This is a genomic window from Polaromonas sp. P3_C2 (genome assembly GCF_056402675.1).
On record NZ_JBFUGX010000001.1, the window covers coordinates 1 to 19,212 of the forward strand.

The window sequence follows — 19,212 nt, forward strand, 5'->3', positions numbered from 1 at the left end:
GGCCGTGGCCGAAGGCAAAATTTCTGAAGCCACCAACAAGATGGCCAGCATGGCCACCGACATCCAGTCCAAGGCCGGCCACCAGTGGGACAAGCTGGAAAACATCTTCGAAGACCGCGTGGCCAAGGCCCTGAACAAACTCGGCGTGCCTTCCGCCAAAGACGTGGACGCCCTGATCGCACGCATTGACGAGCTCAACCGCAATGTGCAAAAAATGGGCGGCAAGCCAGCAGCCAAAACCGCAGCGGCAAAACCCGCCGCCAAAAAGGCGGCACGCCCCGCGGCCAAACGCCCAGCTGCACGCAAATCGGCCTGAGCACACGGTGCTCTGGAAAAAAGGGACATGCCGTCCCTTTTTTTACGCCCGCGCCCAATCGCCCCACAGCTCACCCAGCACCCTGACTTTGCTGCAGAGCAGCAAATAGTTCCAGGAGCGCCGTCTACACTTTCCTGCCATGACCCAAGCCAAGCCTGCAAAAAATAAACGCCCTGCCAAGCCGCGCATTGCTTTGGCGTTGTCAGGCGGCGGTCCGTTGGGCGCCATCTACGAAATCGGTGCGCTGTGCGCGCTCGACGAATCCCTGCAGGGGCTTTCATTCACCGAACTGGACCACTATGTCGGCGTGTCCGCCGGCGGTTTCATCGCGGCGGGCCTGGCCAACGGCATGACGCCGCGCGAGCTGTGCGCCGCCTTCATTGAAAACGGCGACCAGGCATCGGAGGTGTTTGACCCGGCCTGGCTGATGGTGCCGGCATACGGCGAATTTTTGCGGCGCGGCATCATGTTGCCCGGCTTGCTGGCGTCGGCGGCCTGGCGCGCCACTTTCGGGCGCAAGTCGCTGGTCAATGCGCTGGAGGCGCTGGGCCCGGCCTTGCCCACCGGTGTTTTCTCCAATGACGAAATCGACAAGCGCCTGGCCGCGCTGTTTTCCAAACCCGGCCGCACCAACGACTTTCGCCAGCTTCGCACACGGCTGACACTGGTCGCGACGAATCTGGACAGCGGGGACGCCGCGCCCTTTGGCCGCCCCGGCTGGGACCACGTGCCCATCTCCAAAGCCGTGCAGGCCAGCTCGGCCCTGCCGGGCCTGTTTCCGCCGGTGGAGATCGACAGCCACTACTACGTGGACGGCGCGCTGAAAAAGACCATGCACGCCGGCGTGGCGCTGGACGATGGCGTTGACCTGATGTTTTGCCTGAACCCGCTGGTGCCCTTCAACGCCACCCGCGCACCCGCGCTGGCCATGAACCAGCGCGTCATGCGCCGGGGCCTGCCGGCCGAAAAGCAGGCCATTCCGCGCATCGTGCAAGGCGGCCTGCCCGCCGTGATGAGCCAGACCTTCCGCTCGATGATCCACTCGCGGCTGGAGCTCGGCATGAAGCACTACGCGCATGCCTATCCCGGCACCGACATCGTGCTGCTGGAGCCTGACGCCCGCGACACCGAGATGTTCCTGGCCAATACCTTCAGTTACCGGCAACGCCGCGAGCTGGCCGAGCACGCCTACCAGAACACCCGTCAGATGCTGCGCTCGCGCAAGACCACGCTGTCTGCCACGCTGGCGCGGCACGGTGTGTCGCTGAACCTGGACGTTCTGGAAGACCCCAGGCGCCACCTGGTGACTGAAAGGCCTGCAGCCACGCGCGTGGGCCGCGCCATTGCTTCGCTCGAAGACGTGATGGAAGATCTGAGCCACGCGCTGCGGCCCGCCGCGCACAAGCTGCCCGCGTCGGCCCGGGCTTAACCCAAAGGTTTGCCAAAGGTGCGTGCCATCCCGTTCACCTTGTTGCAAACCGCCGTGCGGATTGATGGACTTCCCTAGTGTCGCCCGGGGAAACGCTGGGTTAGAGTAAAGAACAACACGAGGTAGACAACTTATGGCGAAAAAAGCGCCGCGCCGTACAGCAGAACGGATCCTGGAGGTCACCCTGGACCTGTTCAACCGCTTTGGCGAGCCCAATGTGTCGACCACGCTGATCTCCGCCGAGCTCAGCATCAGCCCCGGCAACCTGTACTACCACTACCCGGCCAAAGACGAGCTCATCAACTCGCTGTTTGACCGCTACGAAAAATCCCTGAGCGAGCTGCTCAATGCCAGCGACGGCGTGCGCGATGTGGAAGATGCCTGGTTTTTCATGCACACGCTGTTCGAGCTGATCTGGCAGTACCGCTTTTTGTACCGCGACCTCAATGACCTGCTGAGCAAGAACCGCCGCCTCGAAACCCACTTCCAGTGGGTGCTCAAAAACAAGACCCGCGCAGTGAAAGCCCTGCTGGACGGCATGAGCCGCTCCGGCGCTGTGACGATTGATTCGCGCGAGGTCGAGGCCACGGCCACCAGCATGGTGGTGGTGCTCACTTACTGGCTGAGCTTTGAGTACGTGCGCGACCCGCGCAACGCGCTGGAACCTGCCAACGCACAGGCCKCCCTGCTGCGCGGCGCGCACCACGTGCTCAACCTGCTGATTCCCTATCTTGAGCAAGGCCAGCGCGCCCACCTGCAGGCGCTGGTCGGGGCTTACAGCAACCCGGCTTGAATTCCGTCAAACTGCCGTCATTCATAACACCAACAATTTTTACCAAGGAGACAACACACATGGCCAAATGGACTGCCTTTCCCCACGCCGGCGACTACACATTTGATGCCGCCAGCCTGAAAAAGAGTTGGACCCGCCTGCACCAGGGCGACTGCGAGCCCCTGCCCAAGGATGCCGATGTGCTGCAGGCCTGGGTACTGTTTCATAACGGCGACTTCCAGAAAGCGGCGGAAGCCGGCGCCAAGGCCGGCGGCGACGGCATCACCGTGGCCAACAAGGCCACCAGCATGTACGCCACCTACCTCGAAACCAAGGAAAAGGCCAAGCTGGACATGTTCATGGAAGTGGCCGCACGCGCCGAAGCCCAGCAAAAAGCCGACCCGAAGAACGCCAACGCCTGGTACTGGCAGGCCTATGCGCTGGGCCGCTACAGCCAGGGCATCAGCGTGGCCAAGGCGCTGGCCCAGGGCCTGGGGACCAAGGTGAAGAATTCGCTGGAGCAGGCCATCAAGCTCTCACCCAGGCACGCAGACGCGCACATTGCGCTGGCGGCCTTTCATGCCGAGGTGATCGACAAGGTGGGCTCGCTGATCGGCGGGATGACCTACGGCGCCAAAAAAGACATCGGCCTGGCGCTCTACAAGGACGCGCTGAAGCTGCACCCGGGCTCGGCCATCGGCATGATCGAATACGCCAACGGCCTCGTCATGCTGGAAGGCGACAAAAAAATGAAGGAAGCCACCAAGCTGTACGAGCAGGCCGCAGCCAGCAAACCGCTGGACGCCACCGAACGGCTGGACGTGGAGATGGCCAAGGCCGAACTCGAAGACTGAGCGGTACCGAAGCCTTACTCAGCACTCCCGGCAGGGCCCGCGCGTCGCAAGGCGCACGGGCCCTGCCTGTTTTTCGCTATGATTTTGATAGCTGCTTGTGCAATTCAGCATTGGCCTGGAGGTCAAATTGATGCTCAAAAACAGGCCGAAATGGCCTTCAAACTGGTGTTTTGGGGCCGGTTTTGGCGATTTCCAGCGCCRCAAAGCAGGTTTTGAGGCACTTTTTGAGTGCCAAACAGGGCTGAAAGGCATAAGGATCTTGCGCAAGCAGCTATCAAAACCATAGCATCAGCAACGTGGGCCCGCCTGCGTCAGGCGCCGGGCCAGGCCGGCTCAAGCCCTCACACCGGCCGTGCCGCATCCACCCAAGGCTTGCCCCGGTACCACGCATGCCGGGCCAGCCRCAGCATGGGCTTGTCGCCGGAGGTATCGCCATAGGCATACAGGGTGACGCCGGCCAGCGCTGTTTCCCCATAGCGCTCCAGCGCCCAGGCCTGCAGTCGCAGCACCTTCTGCTCGCCATGGCAGTTGGGGGTGCTCATGCGACCAGTGAGGCGGCCGGTGAGATGCCCGTCCTCACCCTCGCCCACCACTTCCATTTCCGTGCAGAGCAGCGCGTCAAACCCCAGCTGCCGCGCCACCACCTGCAGGTAGATGTCGGGCGACGCGCTGACCATGACGCAGCAATGCCCGGCCTCGCGGTGCCAGGCCAGGCGCGCCATGGCGTCCTCGCGCAGCTGGCCGGGAAAATCGTGGGCCAGCCAGCGGGCCGTCCAGCCCTGCATCTCGGCCAGGCTGCGGCCGGCCAGCGTGGCCTGCATCAGCTTGCCTTTGGCGACGTGGTTGGGCACCAGGCGCAGCGCATAGCCGGCCAGCCACGGGAAGCAGCGGAGCAAGGCCCCCAGGAACCGTGGCCAGCCCAGGCCGCGCGCCAGGAAAGGAATGAAGGTGTCGCGCCGGGTCAGCGTGCCGTCGAAGTCAAAGGCGGCAACGACGGGACCGGTCTCGGCGGCGCTCACCTCGGGCATCGCACCTGCCCGCAGTAGCGCACGCAGAAGGGGCAGCCCGTCATCGGCAGCCACGAAGGAATGTTGAAGTAGCGTTTGAAAATCGTGCCCAGCACGCCTTCGCGGTAGGCCTGGTATTTGAAGCCCGTGCCTTCGACCGCGTAAAAGGGCACGCCGTCCTGCTCGAAGCTGAGCACACGCACCGACTCGAAGTAAGGCGCAAACTCTTCCAGCTTCGGCTTGTCGGCGACGATGACACGCACCGTTTTGCCCTGGTAGAGCGAAAAGTCGACCTGCATGTCGTCCTGGCGCGCATGGAACTTGCCGACGCCGAACACCGGCATGTATTCGCGGCGCTCAAAACCGAAAATCGACGCGGGCGTGTAGGCCTCGCCCATCAACACCACGCCGGGCACGGTGACCTGCTGCAGCATTTCGGCCGTCTTGTAGCTGCGGATGATCTGCGGATACAGCTTGGTAGTTTTCCAGGTATCCAGCGACGTCATGTACAGCCCGGCCACCACCAGCACATGCAGGCCGGCAAACACGGCCAGCCCCTTGGCGCAGGCCTTGAGCCTGTCAGCCGGCAAGGCAACCGCCAAAAAGGCGAAGCCAAAAGGGTAAAACGACAGCACCCAATGCAGGCCAATCACCTTCTTGCCTGACAGCAGCGCAAAAAACAGCAGCGGCACCACCACCAGGCAGGCCAGCAGGCGCTGGTTCCGTGCGGCGGCCATCAGCGCATCACGGTAGCGCACAGCCATCCATACCGCCACGGGCGTGATCAGGTAGACCATCATGCCGATGTAGGTCAGCGGCTTGCGCCATTCGAACACCGCGTCTTCGTTGCGGTTGTAGACGTTGAACATGATGTTCGACCAGCCGTGCGACATGTTGTAGGCGATGTTGATGGCCGGGCCGGGCAATGCACACAACACCAGCAGCGCAAAACCCGCGAGCCGTTCACGCCGGTACAACACGAAGTAGACGAGATAACTGAAGCCGAGTACTACCGAGAAGTATTTCGACAGAAAAGCGCAGCCCAGGAAAAGCCCCGACAGGGCGTAGAGGCCGTAAGCGGCGCGGTCCAGCGCCGCCCGGCGCTCGGCGCGCATCAGCGCGGCAACGGACAGCGCCGACCAGAAAATCAGCGGTGTGTCGGTGGTGATCAGGACGTTGAGCCAGTTCAGCGGCGCCAGCCAGAAGAACAGCACAGCCCAGGCGGCGCGCACCTTGCCCGCGGGCTTGAGCGCCCACCACAACGCCGCACCCAGCGCCAGCGGCAGCAACACGATGGGCAGGCGAATCGACCAGAGGCTGTCGCCCAGCGTGGCGCGCATCAGCGCAATCAGCCAGCCCACCATGGGCGGGTGGTCTGAATAGCCCCAGGCGGGGTACACCCCCCACCAATAGAAAAAGGCCTCGTCGCCGGTGACCGGAAAGGTGACGGCGATCCAGAACCGCAGCAGCAGTGACAGGAGGCCCGCACCCAGCAGCCAGCGGCTCAGCGAAACGGGAAAGGCGGCGGTGTCGTGGTTCTGGGGCATGGAAACTGGGAGGACGGGTAGGCCTGGCGGCTTTGCATGGTGCGGGAAAAGCCAGGAATGAAGGCCCGCAGTGGCTAGCGAAAACTGATTTCCTTGCGGATGGCCGCACTATAAAGCAAGGCCACCACGCCAATGGCGACGGCCAGCCACAGGGTCAGCAGCCGCACCAGCACCGTGATGGAAAGGGCTGCGGCCGGTGTGGCGCCCTGCGCCACCAGCAGGCCGGTCAGCACGGCTTCGGTGCCGCCCAGGCCGGCCGGCAGGGCAGACAACGCACCGGCCACCATGGCGACCGCGTAAAAACCGGTGGCCGTCAGCAGGCCGAGGGGGACATTCATCTCGCGGCATACCAGCCAGACCGCGACGCCCTGGGCTGCCCAGGCCGTGAGCGTCAGGCCAAACCAGAGCAGCGGCCGCACCGCCAGGCACAACCAGGCCTCCTGCAGCCAGGCAAAGCGCTGGAACAGCCGCGCGCGATGTTTGAACAGCAGGCCCATCACCAGTGCCAGCAGCAGGGCCGCAGCGGCCAGCAGCCCGGCTAGCCAGCCGGGCGACGCCGGCATCGCACCATGGTTCAGGCCCCACCACACGGCGGGAAAACACAGCAGCAACAGGCACAGCAGGTCGGCCAGCCGTTCGGCGCCGAAGATGGCCAGGCTTTGCGCCGTGCCCAGCGGGCGCTGCGCCAGCATCAAGCCGCGCACCGCTTCACCCACATTGCCCGGCGTGGGCGTGAAGGCATAACCAGCCAGGTACAGCCGCAGCCCCTGCAGCCAGCCGAAATGGCGCCCAAAGTGGGCCATCCACAGCCGCCAGCGCAGGCCGCGCAGCAGATAGTTAAGCAGGCAAAGGCCTGCTGCCTGGGCGCCCGTCCACGACCACAGCAGCGCGAGCGAGGCCCTGGGGCTGTCACCCCAGATCAGCAGCACGGCCGCATAAGCCGTGGCCACCACGCCGAGCACCAGCAACAGCTGCTTGAACGGCAAGGTGCCGCGCGCGGGCGGCGGAGCGCCCTCGGGAATCACAGGCGGCGGCTCAGGAAGATGGCCAGCCAGAGCGTGCCGGCCGCCAGGATCCACGGGTCCCGCAGCATGTCGCGCGCCACGTCTTCACCGCGGCCGCGGTGCACCTGGTAGGTGTAGCGCAGCATGCCGAAAATGACCACCGGCACGGTGTAGAGCAGGCGCTCGCCGTGCTGCAGCTGCGCCTCGGGGCTGGTGGCAAACAGGCTGTAGGTGGTCAGCGTGGCCGTCATGGTCGCGGCCATGAAGGTGTCGAGCAGGGCCGCCGGGTAGTGCGCCAGCACGGCGCGCTGACTGGCTTCTTCATGAAAAGTTTCGGCCTTGCGTTTGGAAAAACCGAGGAACAGGGCCACAAAAATGCCGGTGAGCAACAGCCAGCGCGAAGGCGGAATGCCGACGGCCACGGTGCCGGCCAGCAGGCGCAGCATGAAGCCCGAGGCAATGATGGACACGTCGACCACCGGTACCTGCTTGAGCCGCCACGAATACGCCAGGTTGAGCACCGTGTACAGGCCCAGCAACACCAGCAGCGTGCGGTTGCCCGCGGCCAGCAGCAGGCCCGCCATCAGCAACAGGACCGCCAGCACCAGCGCCACCGGCACAGCCACTGCGCCACTGGCCAGYGGCCGGTGGCGCTTGGTGGGGTGCAGGGCGTCGCTCGCGCGGTCATGCCAGTCGTTGATGATGTAGACCATGCTGGAGAGGCAGCAGAACGCCGCAAAGGCGTAGAAGACGCGCAGGTCCAGCGCGGTGTCCTGCCAGTTCTGGCTGAACACCAGGCCGGCAAACACAAAGGCGTTTTTGAGCCACTGGTGCGGCCGCATGAGCCGTATCAATGCAAGCGGGGAAGAGAACAAGGAAGGGGGCAAGGAAGACATCAGGATGGGCAAAAACGCCCCGGAGGAAAGCGACGTTGAAGCATACCTGACGGGACCGGCTTCACATATCAGGGAATGCGGCCAAAATAGGCCATGGATTCCGCACCTTTCTCCCCCATCCTCACGGCTCCCACCTTGACCCCCTCGCCCTCGGTTCCTTCGGTGTCCCCCCACGCCCTGCAGTTGGTCCAGACCCTGGTCCGCATGAACACGGTCAGCCACAACTCGAACCTGGCGCTGATTCATTTCGTGCGCGACGAGCTGCGAAAACTCGGCGTGGCCAGCCGCATCACCACCAATTCCGACAAAACCAAGGCCAACCTCTTTGCCACGCTGGGCGAAGGCAAACCGGCCGGCATCATCCTGTCGGGCCACACCGACACGGTGCCCTGGGATGGCCAGGACTGGACGCTGGACCCGCTGTCGGCCACGGTCAGTGACGGCCGGCTGTATGGCCGCGGCAGCTGCGACATGAAGGGTTTTATCGGCCTGGCGCTGGCCCACGCCGGGGATTTTTTGAACAGTCAGGCGCCATTTGCGGTGCATCTGGCGCTGAGCTACGACGAGGAAGTCGGCTGCATGGGCGTGAAGGAGCTGATTGCCGACATGAAGGACGCGGGCATCAAGCCGCTCGCCTGCATCGTGGGCGAACCGACGAGCATGGTGCCGGCCACCGCGCACAAGGGCGTGTACCGCTACAAATGCTGCGTGCGCGGCAAGGAGGCGCACTCCTCGCTCACGCCGCAATCCGTCAACGCCATCGAGATGGCGGCGCGTGTCGTCGGCAAGCTGCGCGACATGGCCGACGGCTTTGAGGCCAACGAGCCGCGCTATGAAGGCTTCGACGTGCCCTTCAGCACCGCCAGCGTCGGCCAGTTCCACGGCGGCATTGCCGACAACGTGGTGCCGCGCGACGCGGAGTTTCGCTACGAATTCCGCAACCTGCCCACGGCGGATGCGGCTTTAATGCAAAAAGAGCTTGTAGCCTATGCGGAACGTGCGCAACCAGCTATGAAAAAGATAGCGCCCGACGCCGGCTTCAGCTTTGAGACGATTTGTGAAGTACCGGCCTTCCTCGGCTCCGCCGGCGACGCGGTGACCCAACTGGCCCAGCGCCTGGCAGGCACGAAAGAAACCACGCTGGTCGCTTTCGGCACCGAAGCAGGCCTGTTCAAAAACGCCGGCATTCCCACAGTGGTGTGCGGACCCGGCAGCATCAACCAGGCGCACCAGCCCGACGAATTTGTGAGTCTGGAGCAGCTCGCGCGCTGCGAGGACTTCATGCAAGGCTTGGCGAACACCGGCGAGCTTCGCTAGAGGCGGGCTTTCGCGCAGGCCATCGCGGAACCGGCTTTGCCGGGCCGCAGGTGGCGCCCCCTTAGGGGGAGGCGGCCGCAGGCCGCTTCGGGGGGTTACGTCCGTATTCGGCCGTCGCCCGTCAGCATCGACAGTTCCACGAAGTGGGACGCCACATGGTCGGTCGGCGAGAACGTCACGGAAAATCCGCCCACCGACTGGGTGCCGATGGCTTCCATGCCCGAAATCAGCGACTCGCGGGTCATCTTGGCGCCGCCGCGCTTGAGGCCGTCCACCAGAATCCTGGCGGCCACATAGCCTTCCATGCTGGAGAAATTGACCTTCGCGTCCTTGCCGGCCGCCTTCACCGCTTCAGTAAACTCGCGCACAATCGGCCGCGCTCCGTTGTAGGGCGAAGGCATGACCTGTGACACCACCACGCCTGCTCCATCCTTGCCCAGCTCATCGGCCAGCGCCTGCGTTCCGACAAACGACACGTTGTAGAACGTGCCGCCGTAGCCGGCCTTGCGGGCTTCGCGGATGAAGGCGGCGCAGGCCTTGTAAGCACCGATCTGCACGACCGCATCGGGGCCCGCGGCCACCAGCGTGGTGACGGCCTTGGCCACGTCCACCGTGTTGCGTTCAACAGTCGCCTGCGCCACGGGCTTCAGGTTCTGCGCACCCAGGGCCAGCGTGACGCCGTCCAGCCCGGCCTTGCCGTAGGCGTCGTTCTGGTAGAACACGGCGATTTTCTTCAGCCCCAGGGCGGTCAGCTGTTTGACGATAAGGCCGGTTTCGTCGTTATACGAAGCGCGCACGTGGAAGGCATATTTGTTGAAGGGGTCACGCAAGGCCATGGCACCGGTAAACGGCGCGATGAACGGGACTTTGTCTTTGGTGGCCAGCGGCAGGGCGACGATGCTGGTGGGGGTGCCGATGTAGCCGAACAGCGCAAACACCTCGTCGTCGATCAGCTTGCGGGTATTTTCGGCGCAGCGGGCGGGCTCATAGCCGTCATCCAGGTTGCGGATTTCAATCAGGCGCTTGTTGACGCCGCCCTGTTCGTTGACCTGGTCGAAGTACACCTTCGCGCCCTGGTAGAACTGGATGCCCAGCTGCGCAGCCGGGCCAGTGAAAGGCGCCGACTGGCCCAGGATGATCTTGTCGGTCTGGGCATGCGCGATGTTGAAACCCGCCAGCACGGAAGCGCCGACAGCGGTGGAAAAGGTTCTGCGAGTAATGTTCATGACGCTATCTTCGCAACAAAAATTTACAAACGGCTTGATTTGTAAAAACTAAGTTACAAATACGTGAGATAGGTCACTACTTTAGCGGAAGCCAGCAACGCAACAGCCGGTAATTTGTCACCTTTTGCATCATCCAGCCCACAACACTCGCCAATTTCCGCTATCTCACCCTTCCTATTCCCGCACCCGCCCGGTGGCATCAATCAGGCTGAGCTCCACCAGTTTGGAGCCCACGCGGTCCCCGTCAAAGTGAACCCGAAAGCCGCCCAGGCTCAGCTCCTGCATGGTGTCCAGTGCCTTGCGCAATTTGACGCGGGTCGGGTCCTTTCCGGCCTTGCGCAGCGCTTCGACATAGGTCCAGGCGGCGATGTAGCCTTCGAGCATGTACACATTGGGTTTGCCCAGTTTGGCCGCTGTAGCGTCGGCCTGCAGTTCACGGACCAGGACGCTCTTGGCGTTGTCCGACTTGGGTGTGACGCGCACCACCACCACACCGGCACCGGCTGCACCCAGCTGCTCGGCCAGCAGGCTTTCGCCAGTGCTGGAAAAGCCGTAGATGGGCCCCCGAAAGCCTTTGGCACGCAAATCGCGTATCGCGCTGGCGGCGCCGGAAGCGTCGCTGATGACCAGTACGGATTCAGGCTTCTTGCCCAGAATCTGTTCAACGCTCGTGGCCACACTGCCGCCCGAGAGGGCCGACTTGGCCACCAGGTTGGCGCCCAGCCCGCCCATGGTGCGCTCGGCCGAATCCAGCGCCGCCATTGACTCGGCATCCTTGCCGTGCAGGATGGCCAGCTTGCGCATGCCCAGGGTTTCGGCATGCCGCGTGATCATGGCGGCTTCTTCCGAATAACCGGGCCGGACCGAATACACGTTGGGATAGAGCGAGCCGCGCAGCTCGTCGGCGCCGGCCATGGGGGCGAACAGCAAAATGTCGGTGTCTTTCAACAGCGGATTGACGGCCGTGACCTGTGGTGAGCCGTAGTAACCGAAGAGCGAAAACACCTTCTGGTCCAGCAGCTTGCGGGTGTTGGCCGCGGCGGTATCGGGGTTGCCCGCATCGTCCAGCGTGGTCAGTTCGATCTTGCGGCCGTTGACACCGCCGCCGGCATTGACGTGGTCGAAATAAAGGCGCGCGCCTTGGGCAAACGGCACAGCCAGCGTGCTGCCGGGCCCGGTCATGGCCAGGGATTGCCCCAGCGTGACAGCGGTTTTACTGATGCCATCTTCGGCATACACCCCCGGCGCCATCAGGGCGGCCAGTGCCGCTACCATGGTGATCCTGGCCAGCACGCGGAATGAATGCATTCCTGTTTTTGTTGTCATGTCGTCTCCTCATCCCCGGGGGCCGGTATGCCTGCCAATATAAAGTTGAACCATGAGCAATACCATCAGCATCTCCCCTATGGCCAAGGCCGAACCTGACACCGGGCTGAAGCCTGCGGCCCTGCAGGTGCTGGGCGCCTGCCCGCACGACTGCCCGGACACCTGCTCGCTGCTGACCACGGTGGAAGATGGCGTGGCCATTCGTGTGCAGGGCAACCCGGACCACCCCCACACCGGCGGCGTGCTGTGCAACAAAGTCTCTCGCTACACCGAACGCACCTACCACCCTGAGCGCCTTTTGCATCCACTCAAACGCAGCGGGCCCAAGGGCAGCGGGCAGTTTGAACCCGTGAGCTGGGAAGCGGCGCTGGCCGACATTGCGGCCCGCCTCAAAGCCATCGCAGCGCGCAACCCCGAGGCCATCGTGCCTTACAGCTATGCCGGCACCATGGGCCAGGTGCAGGGTGAAAGCATGGCGGGCCGGTTTTTCAACCAGCTCGGCGCGTCACTCCTGGACCGCACCATCTGCTCATCAGCCGGCGGCGAGGCCCTCACGCAAACACTGGGCGGCAAGGTCGGCATGCGGGTGGAGTTTTTCGCCGAATCGAAACTCATCATCATCTGGGGCAGCAACTCCATCGGCAGCAACCTGCACTTCTGGCGTTATGCACAGCAGGCCAAACGCGACGGCGCCAAGCTGGTATGCATCGACCCGCGCAAAAGCGAAACCGCCGAGAAATGCCATGAGCACATCGCCCTGCTGCCGGGCACCGACGCGGCGCTGGCACTGGCGCTGATGCACGAACTGATCACCCACGACTGGCTCGACCATGACTACATCGCGCAGCACACCCTGGGCTGGCAAGACCCCGACGGCGGACTGCGCGAACGTGCGCTGCAGTGGCCTCCCGAACGCGCGGCACAGGTCTGCGGCGTGCCGGCGGAACAGATCCGATCGCTGGCCCGCGACTATGGCGAATGCTTCGTCAACCGGCAGCCTGCAGCGATCCGCCTGAACTACGGCATGCAGCGCGTGCGCGGCGGCGGCAATGCGGCGCGCGCCATTGCCTGCCTGCCCGCGCTGACGGGTGCGTGGCGGCACCGGGCCGGCGGCGTGCTGCTCAGCAGCTCGGRCCTGTTCCCGGTCGACAAAGCTGCCCTGCAGCGGCCCGACCTGCTGCAGGACCGCCAGCCGCGCACCATCAACATGAGCACCATCGGCAACGCCCTGCTGGAACCCACGTCGGTGCAGTTCGGCCCGAAGATCGAGGCGCTGATCGCCTACAACAGCAACCCGGTGGCAGTGGCGCCGGAATCCGGAAAAGTGGTTCAGGGCTTCGCGCGTGAAGACCTCTTCACTGTGGTGCTTGAGCACTTCCAGACCGATACGGCCGACTACGCCGACTACATCCTGCCGGCCACCACGCAGCTGGAGCACTGGGATGTGCATGCCTCCTACGGCCACACCGACGTGCTGCTGAATCGCCCGGCCATCGCGCCCATGGGCCAGGCCAAACCCAACACGCAGATCTTTCGCGAGCTGGCCGCCCACATGGGCTTTACCGGGCCCTGCTTTGCCGACAGCGACGAGCAGCTGTGCCGCGCGACGTTTGGCGACAAGGTGGACTTCCAGCAGCTGCTGGACATGGGCTTTGCCACGCTGACGCTGCYCGATGCGCCGTTTGCCGAAGGCAACTTCCCCACGTCGTCGGGCCGCTGCGAATTCTTCAGTGCCCGGCTGGCAGCCACAGGCGCCGACGGCTTGCCTGGCCACGTGCCCAATTACGAAGCAGCCGACACGTCCGACCTGTTCCCGCTGGCCATGATCTCGCCGCCCGCGCGCAACTTCCTCAACTCCACCTTCGTCAACGTGAAAAGCCTGCGCGACATGGAAACCGAACCGGTGCTGGAGATTCATGCAGACGATGCCGCCGCGCGCGGCATCACCACGGGCGCGGTCGTCAAGGTGTTCAACCAGCGCGGCGAGTACCGCGTCAAGGCCGAAGTCTCCGCGCGGGCGCGCCCCGGCGTGGTCAACGGCCTGKGTATCTGGTGGCGCAAGCTGGGCCTGGACGGCACCAATGTGAACCAGCTCACCAGCCAGCACCTGACCGACATGGGCCGCGGCCCCGTTTTTTACGATTGCCTGGTGCAGGTGCAGCGCGACGCTGAAACAGCTTGAGGCACGGTGAGCCGAACGCGCGCCAAGACACTGACCGGCCTGGCTGCTGCGCTGGCCGCAGCCGCACTGTGCCTCACGGGGTGTGCTGACCTGGGTTACTACTGGCAGTCCGTCAGCGGCCACATGCAGATGCTCAACGCGGCCCGGCCGGTGGACGACTGGCTCGGTGATGCGCAAACATCGGCCTCGTTGAAAAGCCGGCTGGAACTGTCGCAGCGCATCCGCAGCTTTGCGGTGGCCGAGCTGAAACTGCCCGACAACGCCAGCTACCGGCGCTATGCCGACCTGCGCCGCAGCGCCGTGGTCTGGAACGTGGTGGCAGCGCCGGCGTTTTCGCTCACGCTCAAAACCTGGTGCTTCCCGGTCACGGGCTGTGTAGGCTACCGCGGTTACTTCAATGAGGCCGACGCGCGCGCCGAAGCGGCGCGGCTCAAGGCCGAAGGCCTGGAAGCCAGCGTTTACGGCGTGCCCGCGTATTCCACGCTGGGCTGGATGAACTGGGCCGGCGGCGACCCTTTGCTCAACACCTTCATCGGCTACCCTGAGGGGGAACTGGCCCGGCTGATCTTTCACGAACTGTCGCACCAGGTGGTGTTTGCGCCGGGTGACACGATGTTCAATGAATCGTTTGCCACTGCCGTCGAACGCCTGGGTATCGAGCGCTGGCTGGCCACGCAGGCTGGCGATGACGCACGCAAGGCCTACGCGGTATTCGATGGCCGGCGCCGGCAGTTCCGCGCGCTGGCACTGGCCACGCGCCGCGAACTGACCGCAATTTATGATCAAAATGATGCCGCAGCCCAATCAGAACCTGCGCAAGCAGCTAGCAAAATGATAGCGTACCAGCGCTTTCGCGACGCCTATGCTGAACTCAAGGCATCATGGGGCGGCTTTGCCGGTTACGACCTGTGGGTGGCGAACGCCAACAATGCCTCGTTTGGCGCACAGGCCGCGTACGACGAACTGGTGCCGGGCTTTGAAGCCTTGTTCGAACACGAGGGCCGTGACTGGCAACGGTTTTATGATGCGGTCAAAAARCTGGCCCGGCTACCCAAGGACGAACGGCGCAAGGCACTTGAACACAACATGGTGAACCTTGCGCAGGCACACAGTCACCAACGCAAGGCCGGACAGCCCAAAGAGTAGTTCAACCTGGGCAGCGTCCCGGCACATGCGGCGAGGGGCGTATCTATAGGCTTACACGCACATGATCGTGAGGCTGTGTCCCTGATATTCCGTATGTTCGACGACTTTCCAGCCGAGCCGGGCATACAGGGCTTCGCTGTTCGGTGTAAACAGGTAGACCTTGTCTTTGCCCATGCCGGCGGCCTCCCGAACCACATGCCGGACCAGCGCCGACCCAATCCCCTTGTTCCTGTGCTCGAGCGCTACATAAACACTGGACAGCCAGGGAGACAAGTGGGAATGGGTAATCGTTTGTGGCAGCAAGCTCGCCGACCCCAAAAGCCGGCCTTCGCAAACCGCCACAAAGGTCATCGGCAACGCGCCCTTCTGCGCGGATGCCTTCAGCCTTTGTGTGCGCTGCTCAACCGTAACCGATGTATTGAGATAGCCGAATTGCGCCTGGTGCCACGCGGCCAGCGCCGCAAGGTGCTGCGGGTGGTCGGCAAGATGGCCAATGCACACAGGAGATGCTGCGTGCCTCATGCCAGTTGAACCCAGGCAGCAACAGACATGGGCGGCACGGTCACAGTGTGCTCGTCGCGGCCCGCCAATTCCCGAGCCAGCAACGCGTCGACATCGTGATGATCCGCATCAGCACGCCCGAGCTTTCGGGCCATGGGTGTCACCGACCTGACCGCCTCCAGAGGCAGTTCGATTGAACGTGCACCATACTGAAGAGGTGCTGATGTCTGCACCTGCACACTGCCGTAGCGCGTCAAAATACTTGGGAGCCTTGCTGCCATGTACGGATTGATGCCTGCGTCCAGCATGACATCGCCTATGAACACAATCGCCTCATGTGTTTCTGGCGATGCAGGCGGCCAGATGCTGCTGTGTACGCCGCGGAAAAAATCCATCTCCAGAAACGCCATCGTTCCACCCGGCCGGACCCAATTCGCCACGCGCGCAACAGCAGCCTCGGGACTTGCGACGTACAGCAGGAAGTACCGGCCAACTATGGCGTCAAACGTCCGGGCCGGCTCAAAATCGTCCATATCTGCCAAAACAAACTTCACGTTCCGGAAACCCGAATCAGCGATGCGCAAAGCGGCGGCGTCAAGCTGGGCCGGGTCCCGGTCCACCGCCGTCACTTCGCCGCCGGGCCCCACACGGCTTGCCAGCAACAAGGTCATATCACCGCTTCCGCAGCCCAGTTCCAGGACCTGGGACCCAGGCTGTACGTCGGCCCCTGTCAGCAGGTTCTCGGTAAGCGGCAGTATTGCCAGCCCCTGCATTTTCAACCGGTCGCGCTCTTTTTCACTGCTGTGCAACGGGTAGATTTTCATCCTTCATGGATCCTTTTTCCTGGTTGTCATGTCGTTCCAGAGCGGCGGCAAAGTACCCGCACCAGATGCCCGAATCGGGCAGGCATACATCGGCGATGTGACGCCAGCAACGTGATTCTCGAAAGAGCAGTATCCAGCCCCTGCAAAGCTCTGCACAGTGTGTGAACTACGGTATCCAGAGATCTCAGCCCGGTAGGCAATACCGTAGCCAAGCCGGCTCTGACCACGACCGGGCTAGAAAATCCCGTATTGCGCGGCCCGGTGCGCAGCTTCAGCCCGCGTTTTGCTACCCAGGGCTTTCAAGGCAGCGCTCACATGCATTTCAACCGTACGAGGACTCAGGGATAGTGTGCGTGCGATCTGTTTGTCGGTCTGTCCTTGCGCTACCTGCCTCAGCACCTCGGCTTGGCGCACTGTCAGCCGGAAAGCAGGTGCCGCAGCGCCCTCGTTGCCGGCGAGAAATTCAAGCACGGTATCGCGCACCCCGGGCCATGCCGGCTCCTCCTCCAAAGGGATGTTGTTGTGCGAGTCAACCGSAACGAAGCGTGCGGCAGGAATGAGTGTGGCCAGCCTTTGCCCTTCGTCTATCGGATACAAAATGTCTTGGCGGGCATGCAGAACCAGGCAAGCGGTGTCAATCCGCTGCGCACTTGCGCTGAGGTCCAGGTCATAAAACGCGCGGACGCTCTGTGCAGCGATGGCGCCGTTCATGCGCTGGCTGACGATTCGATCATGGGCCTCAAGTTGCCCGGCCGAGGCGTCCGGGAGAAATTGCGCCGTGAATATGCGCCGAAAAGATACCGCAAACTCGCTTCTCCCATCCAGCCCGGATTCGTACACCTGCAACGCCGCCATGGCATCGTCCCGTTGCGCGGGAGTCAATTCACGCCGCAAACGCCCGCGAACGGCCCCTCCATAGATAACCAGGCGCGTCAACCGGGCAGGATGGCGGGCGGCATACTCGATTGCTGCATACGACCCCGTACACACCGCCATCATGGCAAAGCGCGTCAGACCCGCTGCATTGACGACCGCCTCAATGTCTTCCACCCAGGCATCCAGGGACATGCGCGCAGGCTTGCGCTCCGAAAGCCCACAGCCCCGCATATCGAGCCTGATCACGGTGTGACGGGCGGCCAGCGCGTCCATCCAGTGCCTGCTCGCGGGTCCAGGCGATGTCAGGTCGTTGTCGGTGTACTGCAGGGTGACCCATACAACTGGCGGCCCGCAGCCAGTTGCAGTGAAAGCGATGGCCGTTCCATCGGCGCTTTTGCAAAAATGAATGGAATTTGGATTCTTCAAAAGAGGGGGCTGTTGCAAATTTGTCTGACAACGCACGGGTAGATGGGGGTGCGTCAACAGTGCTCAGTATCACATCACAACGCAGTGTCTTGAACAGGGCCGAAAGCGTAGCCCGCTTTGAAATACTGCCTGAACGAAACGTCGGCACCGGTAAGCGTTTTATGATGCAGTCAAACGGCTGGCCCGGCTGCCAAAGACGAACGGCACAAGGCGCTTCAAATCAACAACACGGAGACCACGAATGGCTGACATCCAGATCCAGCGCGAACACACCCTGGGCCTTGCGGAGGCGCGCAAGATAGCCTTCAAATGGGCCGAGCAGGCCGAAGAAAAATTCGACATGGAATGCACTTACGAAGAGGGCAAGGACGAAGACCTGGTCAGCTTTACCCGCTCGGGTGTCAGCGGCACGCTGACCGTCACCAAGGACCGCTTCGATCTCCAGGCCAAGCTGGGTTTCCTGCTCGGCGCCTTCAAAGACAGGATCGAGGACGAGATCGTGAAAAACCTGGACGCCCTGATCGCGAAAAAGCCTGCGGCCAAAAAAGCCACCACCAAAAAGAAGGCGGCCTGAGTTTTCAGGCTCATTTCCCCGTGAGCTACAACCTCGCCCGGTTTGACCTGGTGTCGGTGCGCCTGGCGGTGGCCTGCGCCCAGACAGGCAGCCTGACGGCCGCGGCACGCGACTCGCACCTGGCGCTGGCTGCCGCCAGCCGGCGCATCCGGGAGCTTGAGGACGCCCTGGGCGACGCGCTGTTCGAACGCCACCCACGCGGCCTGCTCCCCACGGCGGCGGGCCGCGTCTTCGTCAAGCACGGCCTCACCCTGCTGCAGACCATGGAACAGTTGGGCGGCGAACTGGCCGACCTGCGGCGCGGCATCGCGCGCCACATCCGGTTGTGTGCCAGCAGCGCTGCCATCAGCCAGTTTTTGCCGCCGCTGCTGGCACGCTATGGTGAGCTGCACCCGCAGGTGCATATCGACCTGGAAGAGCAGGTGTCGGAAGCGGTGGCGGCTACCCTGCGTGAAGGCCGGGCCGACGTGGCGGTGTTCGTGGAAGGCCCGGACACCACCGGGCTGGACACCCGGTTGTTCCGCGAAGACGAGCTGGTACTGATCCTGCCCGCCGGCCACACGCTGGCAGGCAGCAAGACACCGCTGGCCTTTGTCGATGCGCTCGACGAGGAATGGATCAGCCTGACCGCTGGCGCCGCCATGCTGCAAAAGCAGCAACAGGCCGCGCTGGCCGCCAACCGGCCGCTGAAATTACGCATGCAGGTGCGCAGCTTTGACGCGGTATGCCATATGGTGGCCTCAGGCTTGGGTGTGGCCATCTTGCCCAAAGCCGCCACGCTGCCCATGGTCAAAAGCATGAAACTCAGCTGGCGGCCGCTGGCCGACGCCTGGGCCCAGCGCCGCCTGCTGACAGCCACCATCACGGGCCAGCCCGATGCGGGTATTGCCTCGCTGGCGGACTTCCTCAGCCCGAAAGAGGTCCCGCCTTCGCAAAACGCGAAACCCAAGGCCCCAAAGCGCAAATAGACGGGACCAGCTGGCGGCGGC

At 63.4% G+C, this 19,212-nt stretch carries 18 protein-coding genes; 9 read left to right on the plus strand and 9 right to left on the minus strand.

Annotation, left to right across the window (positions count from 1 at the left end; genetic code table 11):
* From AC1DWI_RS00005 to AC1DWI_RS00020, 4 genes are all read left to right on the plus strand, one after another.
* The coding region (locus AC1DWI_RS00005) for a phasin family protein (RefSeq protein WP_477724220.1) at positions 1–316 on the plus strand (316 nt) is incomplete at its 5' end.
* Positions 317–455: 139 nt separating this feature from the next.
* Positions 456–1,745, plus strand: a complete 1,290-nt coding sequence (locus AC1DWI_RS00010; RefSeq protein ID WP_477668538.1) for a patatin-like phospholipase family protein — start codon at positions 456–458, stop codon at positions 1,743–1,745.
* 133 nt (positions 1,746–1,878) lie between these two features.
* Complete coding sequence (locus AC1DWI_RS00015) at positions 1,879–2,538, plus strand: TetR/AcrR family transcriptional regulator (RefSeq protein ID WP_477724221.1); 660 nt, start codon at positions 1,879–1,881, stop codon at positions 2,536–2,538.
* Positions 2,539–2,597: 59 nt separating this feature from the next.
* Positions 2,598–3,371, plus strand: coding sequence for a tetratricopeptide repeat protein (locus AC1DWI_RS00020; RefSeq protein WP_477668539.1), 774 nt, complete (start codon positions 2,598–2,600; stop codon positions 3,369–3,371).
* 341 nt (positions 3,372–3,712) lie between these two features.
* Here the strand turns inward: AC1DWI_RS00020 and AC1DWI_RS00025 are convergent, their stop codons facing one another.
* The 4 genes from AC1DWI_RS00025 to AC1DWI_RS00040 form a co-directional block, all read right to left on the minus strand.
* Positions 3,713–4,399 carry an HAD-IB family hydrolase gene (locus tag AC1DWI_RS00025; protein WP_477724222.1) on the minus strand — a complete coding sequence of 229 codons (687 nt, stop codon included), beginning with the start codon at positions 4,397–4,399 and terminating at the stop codon, positions 3,713–3,715.
* A complete protein-coding gene (locus tag AC1DWI_RS00030) occupies positions 4,387–5,925 on the minus strand; it encodes an ArnT family glycosyltransferase (RefSeq protein WP_477668541.1) in 1,539 nt (512 codons plus the stop codon). The genes AC1DWI_RS00025 and AC1DWI_RS00030 overlap by 13 nt, the downstream gene beginning before the upstream one ends.
* A gap of 74 nt (positions 5,926–5,999) precedes the next feature.
* Entirely contained in the window at positions 6,000–6,950 is a 951-nt protein-coding gene (locus AC1DWI_RS00035) for a lysylphosphatidylglycerol synthase transmembrane domain-containing protein (protein ID WP_477668542.1), read from the minus strand.
* The gene (locus AC1DWI_RS00040; protein WP_477668543.1) at positions 6,947–7,825 is read right to left on the minus strand and encodes a decaprenyl-phosphate phosphoribosyltransferase; all 879 of its coding nucleotides are present in this window, start codon (positions 7,823–7,825) and stop codon (positions 6,947–6,949) included. The genes AC1DWI_RS00035 and AC1DWI_RS00040 overlap by 4 nt, the downstream gene beginning before the upstream one ends.
* A 93-nt stretch (positions 7,826–7,918) precedes the next feature.
* On the opposite strand from AC1DWI_RS00040, the gene argE reads away from it, so the two are divergent.
* Entirely contained in the window at positions 7,919–9,142 is a 1,224-nt protein-coding gene (gene argE / locus AC1DWI_RS00045) for an acetylornithine deacetylase (protein WP_477668544.1), read from the plus strand.
* Between the two features lie 95 nt (positions 9,143–9,237).
* Here the strand turns inward: argE and AC1DWI_RS00050 are convergent, their stop codons facing one another.
* Positions 9,238–10,368: an ABC transporter substrate-binding protein gene (locus AC1DWI_RS00050; RefSeq protein WP_477668545.1), complete on the minus strand. Its 1,131-nt coding sequence runs from the start codon at positions 10,366–10,368 to the stop codon at positions 9,238–9,240.
* Positions 10,369–10,542: 174 nt separating this feature from the next.
* On the minus strand, positions 10,543–11,694 hold the full coding sequence (locus AC1DWI_RS00055; protein WP_477668546.1) for an ABC transporter substrate-binding protein: 1,152 nt from the start codon (positions 11,692–11,694) through the stop codon (positions 10,543–10,545).
* Positions 11,695–11,773: 79 nt separating this feature from the next.
* Between AC1DWI_RS00055 and AC1DWI_RS00060 the strand changes: the two genes are divergently transcribed.
* Together AC1DWI_RS00060 and AC1DWI_RS00065 are read left to right on the plus strand one after the other, a co-directional pair.
* Positions 11,774–13,876 (plus strand): molybdopterin-containing oxidoreductase family protein, encoded by a 2,103-nt coding sequence (locus AC1DWI_RS00060; RefSeq protein ID WP_477724228.1) that lies wholly within the window; start codon positions 11,774–11,776, stop codon positions 13,874–13,876.
* A 6-nt stretch (positions 13,877–13,882) separates the two neighbouring features.
* The gene (locus AC1DWI_RS00065) at positions 13,883–15,022 is read left to right on the plus strand and encodes an aminopeptidase (RefSeq protein WP_477668547.1); all 1,140 of its coding nucleotides are present in this window, start codon (positions 13,883–13,885) and stop codon (positions 15,020–15,022) included.
* A gap of 51 nt (positions 15,023–15,073) precedes the next feature.
* Here the strand turns inward: AC1DWI_RS00065 and AC1DWI_RS00070 are convergent, their stop codons facing one another.
* From AC1DWI_RS00070 to AC1DWI_RS00080, 3 genes are all read right to left on the minus strand, one after another.
* Positions 15,074–15,523 carry a GNAT family N-acetyltransferase gene (locus AC1DWI_RS00070; protein WP_477701298.1) on the minus strand — a complete coding sequence of 150 codons (450 nt, stop codon included), beginning with the start codon at positions 15,521–15,523 and terminating at the stop codon, positions 15,074–15,076.
* Positions 15,524–15,540: 17 nt separating this feature from the next.
* A complete protein-coding gene (locus AC1DWI_RS00075) occupies positions 15,541–16,332 on the minus strand; it encodes a class I SAM-dependent methyltransferase (protein WP_477724223.1) in 792 nt (263 codons plus the stop codon).
* Positions 16,333–16,581: 249 nt separating this feature from the next.
* Positions 16,582–17,496: an alpha/beta fold hydrolase gene (locus AC1DWI_RS00080; protein ID WP_477724224.1), complete on the minus strand. Its 915-nt coding sequence runs from the start codon at positions 17,494–17,496 to the stop codon at positions 16,582–16,584.
* Between the two features lie 394 nt (positions 17,497–17,890).
* Between AC1DWI_RS00080 and AC1DWI_RS00085 the strand changes: the two genes are divergently transcribed.
* Both AC1DWI_RS00085 and AC1DWI_RS00090 read left to right on the plus strand, forming a co-directional pair.
* Positions 17,891–18,223 carry a polyhydroxyalkanoic acid system family protein gene (locus tag AC1DWI_RS00085; RefSeq protein ID WP_477668551.1) on the plus strand — a complete coding sequence of 111 codons (333 nt, stop codon included), beginning with the start codon at positions 17,891–17,893 and terminating at the stop codon, positions 18,221–18,223.
* 20 nt (positions 18,224–18,243) lie between these two features.
* Positions 18,244–19,191, plus strand: a complete 948-nt coding sequence (locus AC1DWI_RS00090; protein ID WP_477668552.1) for a LysR family transcriptional regulator — start codon at positions 18,244–18,246, stop codon at positions 19,189–19,191.
* The last annotated feature ends 21 nt before the right edge of the window (positions 19,192–19,212 follow it).

Bases quoted from the DNA above. Each gene is read 5' to 3' on its own strand.
- AC1DWI_RS00085 (WP_477668551.1), top strand. From the start codon at position 17,891: ATGGCTGACATCCAGATCCAGCGCGAACACACCCTGGGCCTTGCGGAG.
- AC1DWI_RS00020 (WP_477668539.1), top strand. From the start codon at position 2,598: ATGGCCAAATGGACTGCCTTTCCCCACGCCGGCGACTACACATTTGAT.
- AC1DWI_RS00010 (WP_477668538.1), top strand. From the start codon at position 456: ATGACCCAAGCCAAGCCTGCAAAAAATAAACGCCCTGCCAAGCCGCGC.
- argE (WP_477668544.1), top strand. From the start codon at position 7,919: ATGGATTCCGCACCTTTCTCCCCCATCCTCACGGCTCCCACCTTGACC.
- AC1DWI_RS00055 (WP_477668546.1), bottom strand. From the start codon at position 11,694: ATGACAACAAAAACAGGAATGCATTCATTCCGCGTGCTGGCCAGGATC.
- AC1DWI_RS00050 (WP_477668545.1), bottom strand. From the start codon at position 10,368: ATGAACATTACTCGCAGAACCTTTTCCACCGCTGTCGGCGCTTCCGTG.
- AC1DWI_RS00030 (WP_477668541.1), bottom strand. From the start codon at position 5,925: ATGCCCCAGAACCACGACACCGCCGCCTTTCCCGTTTCGCTGAGCCGC.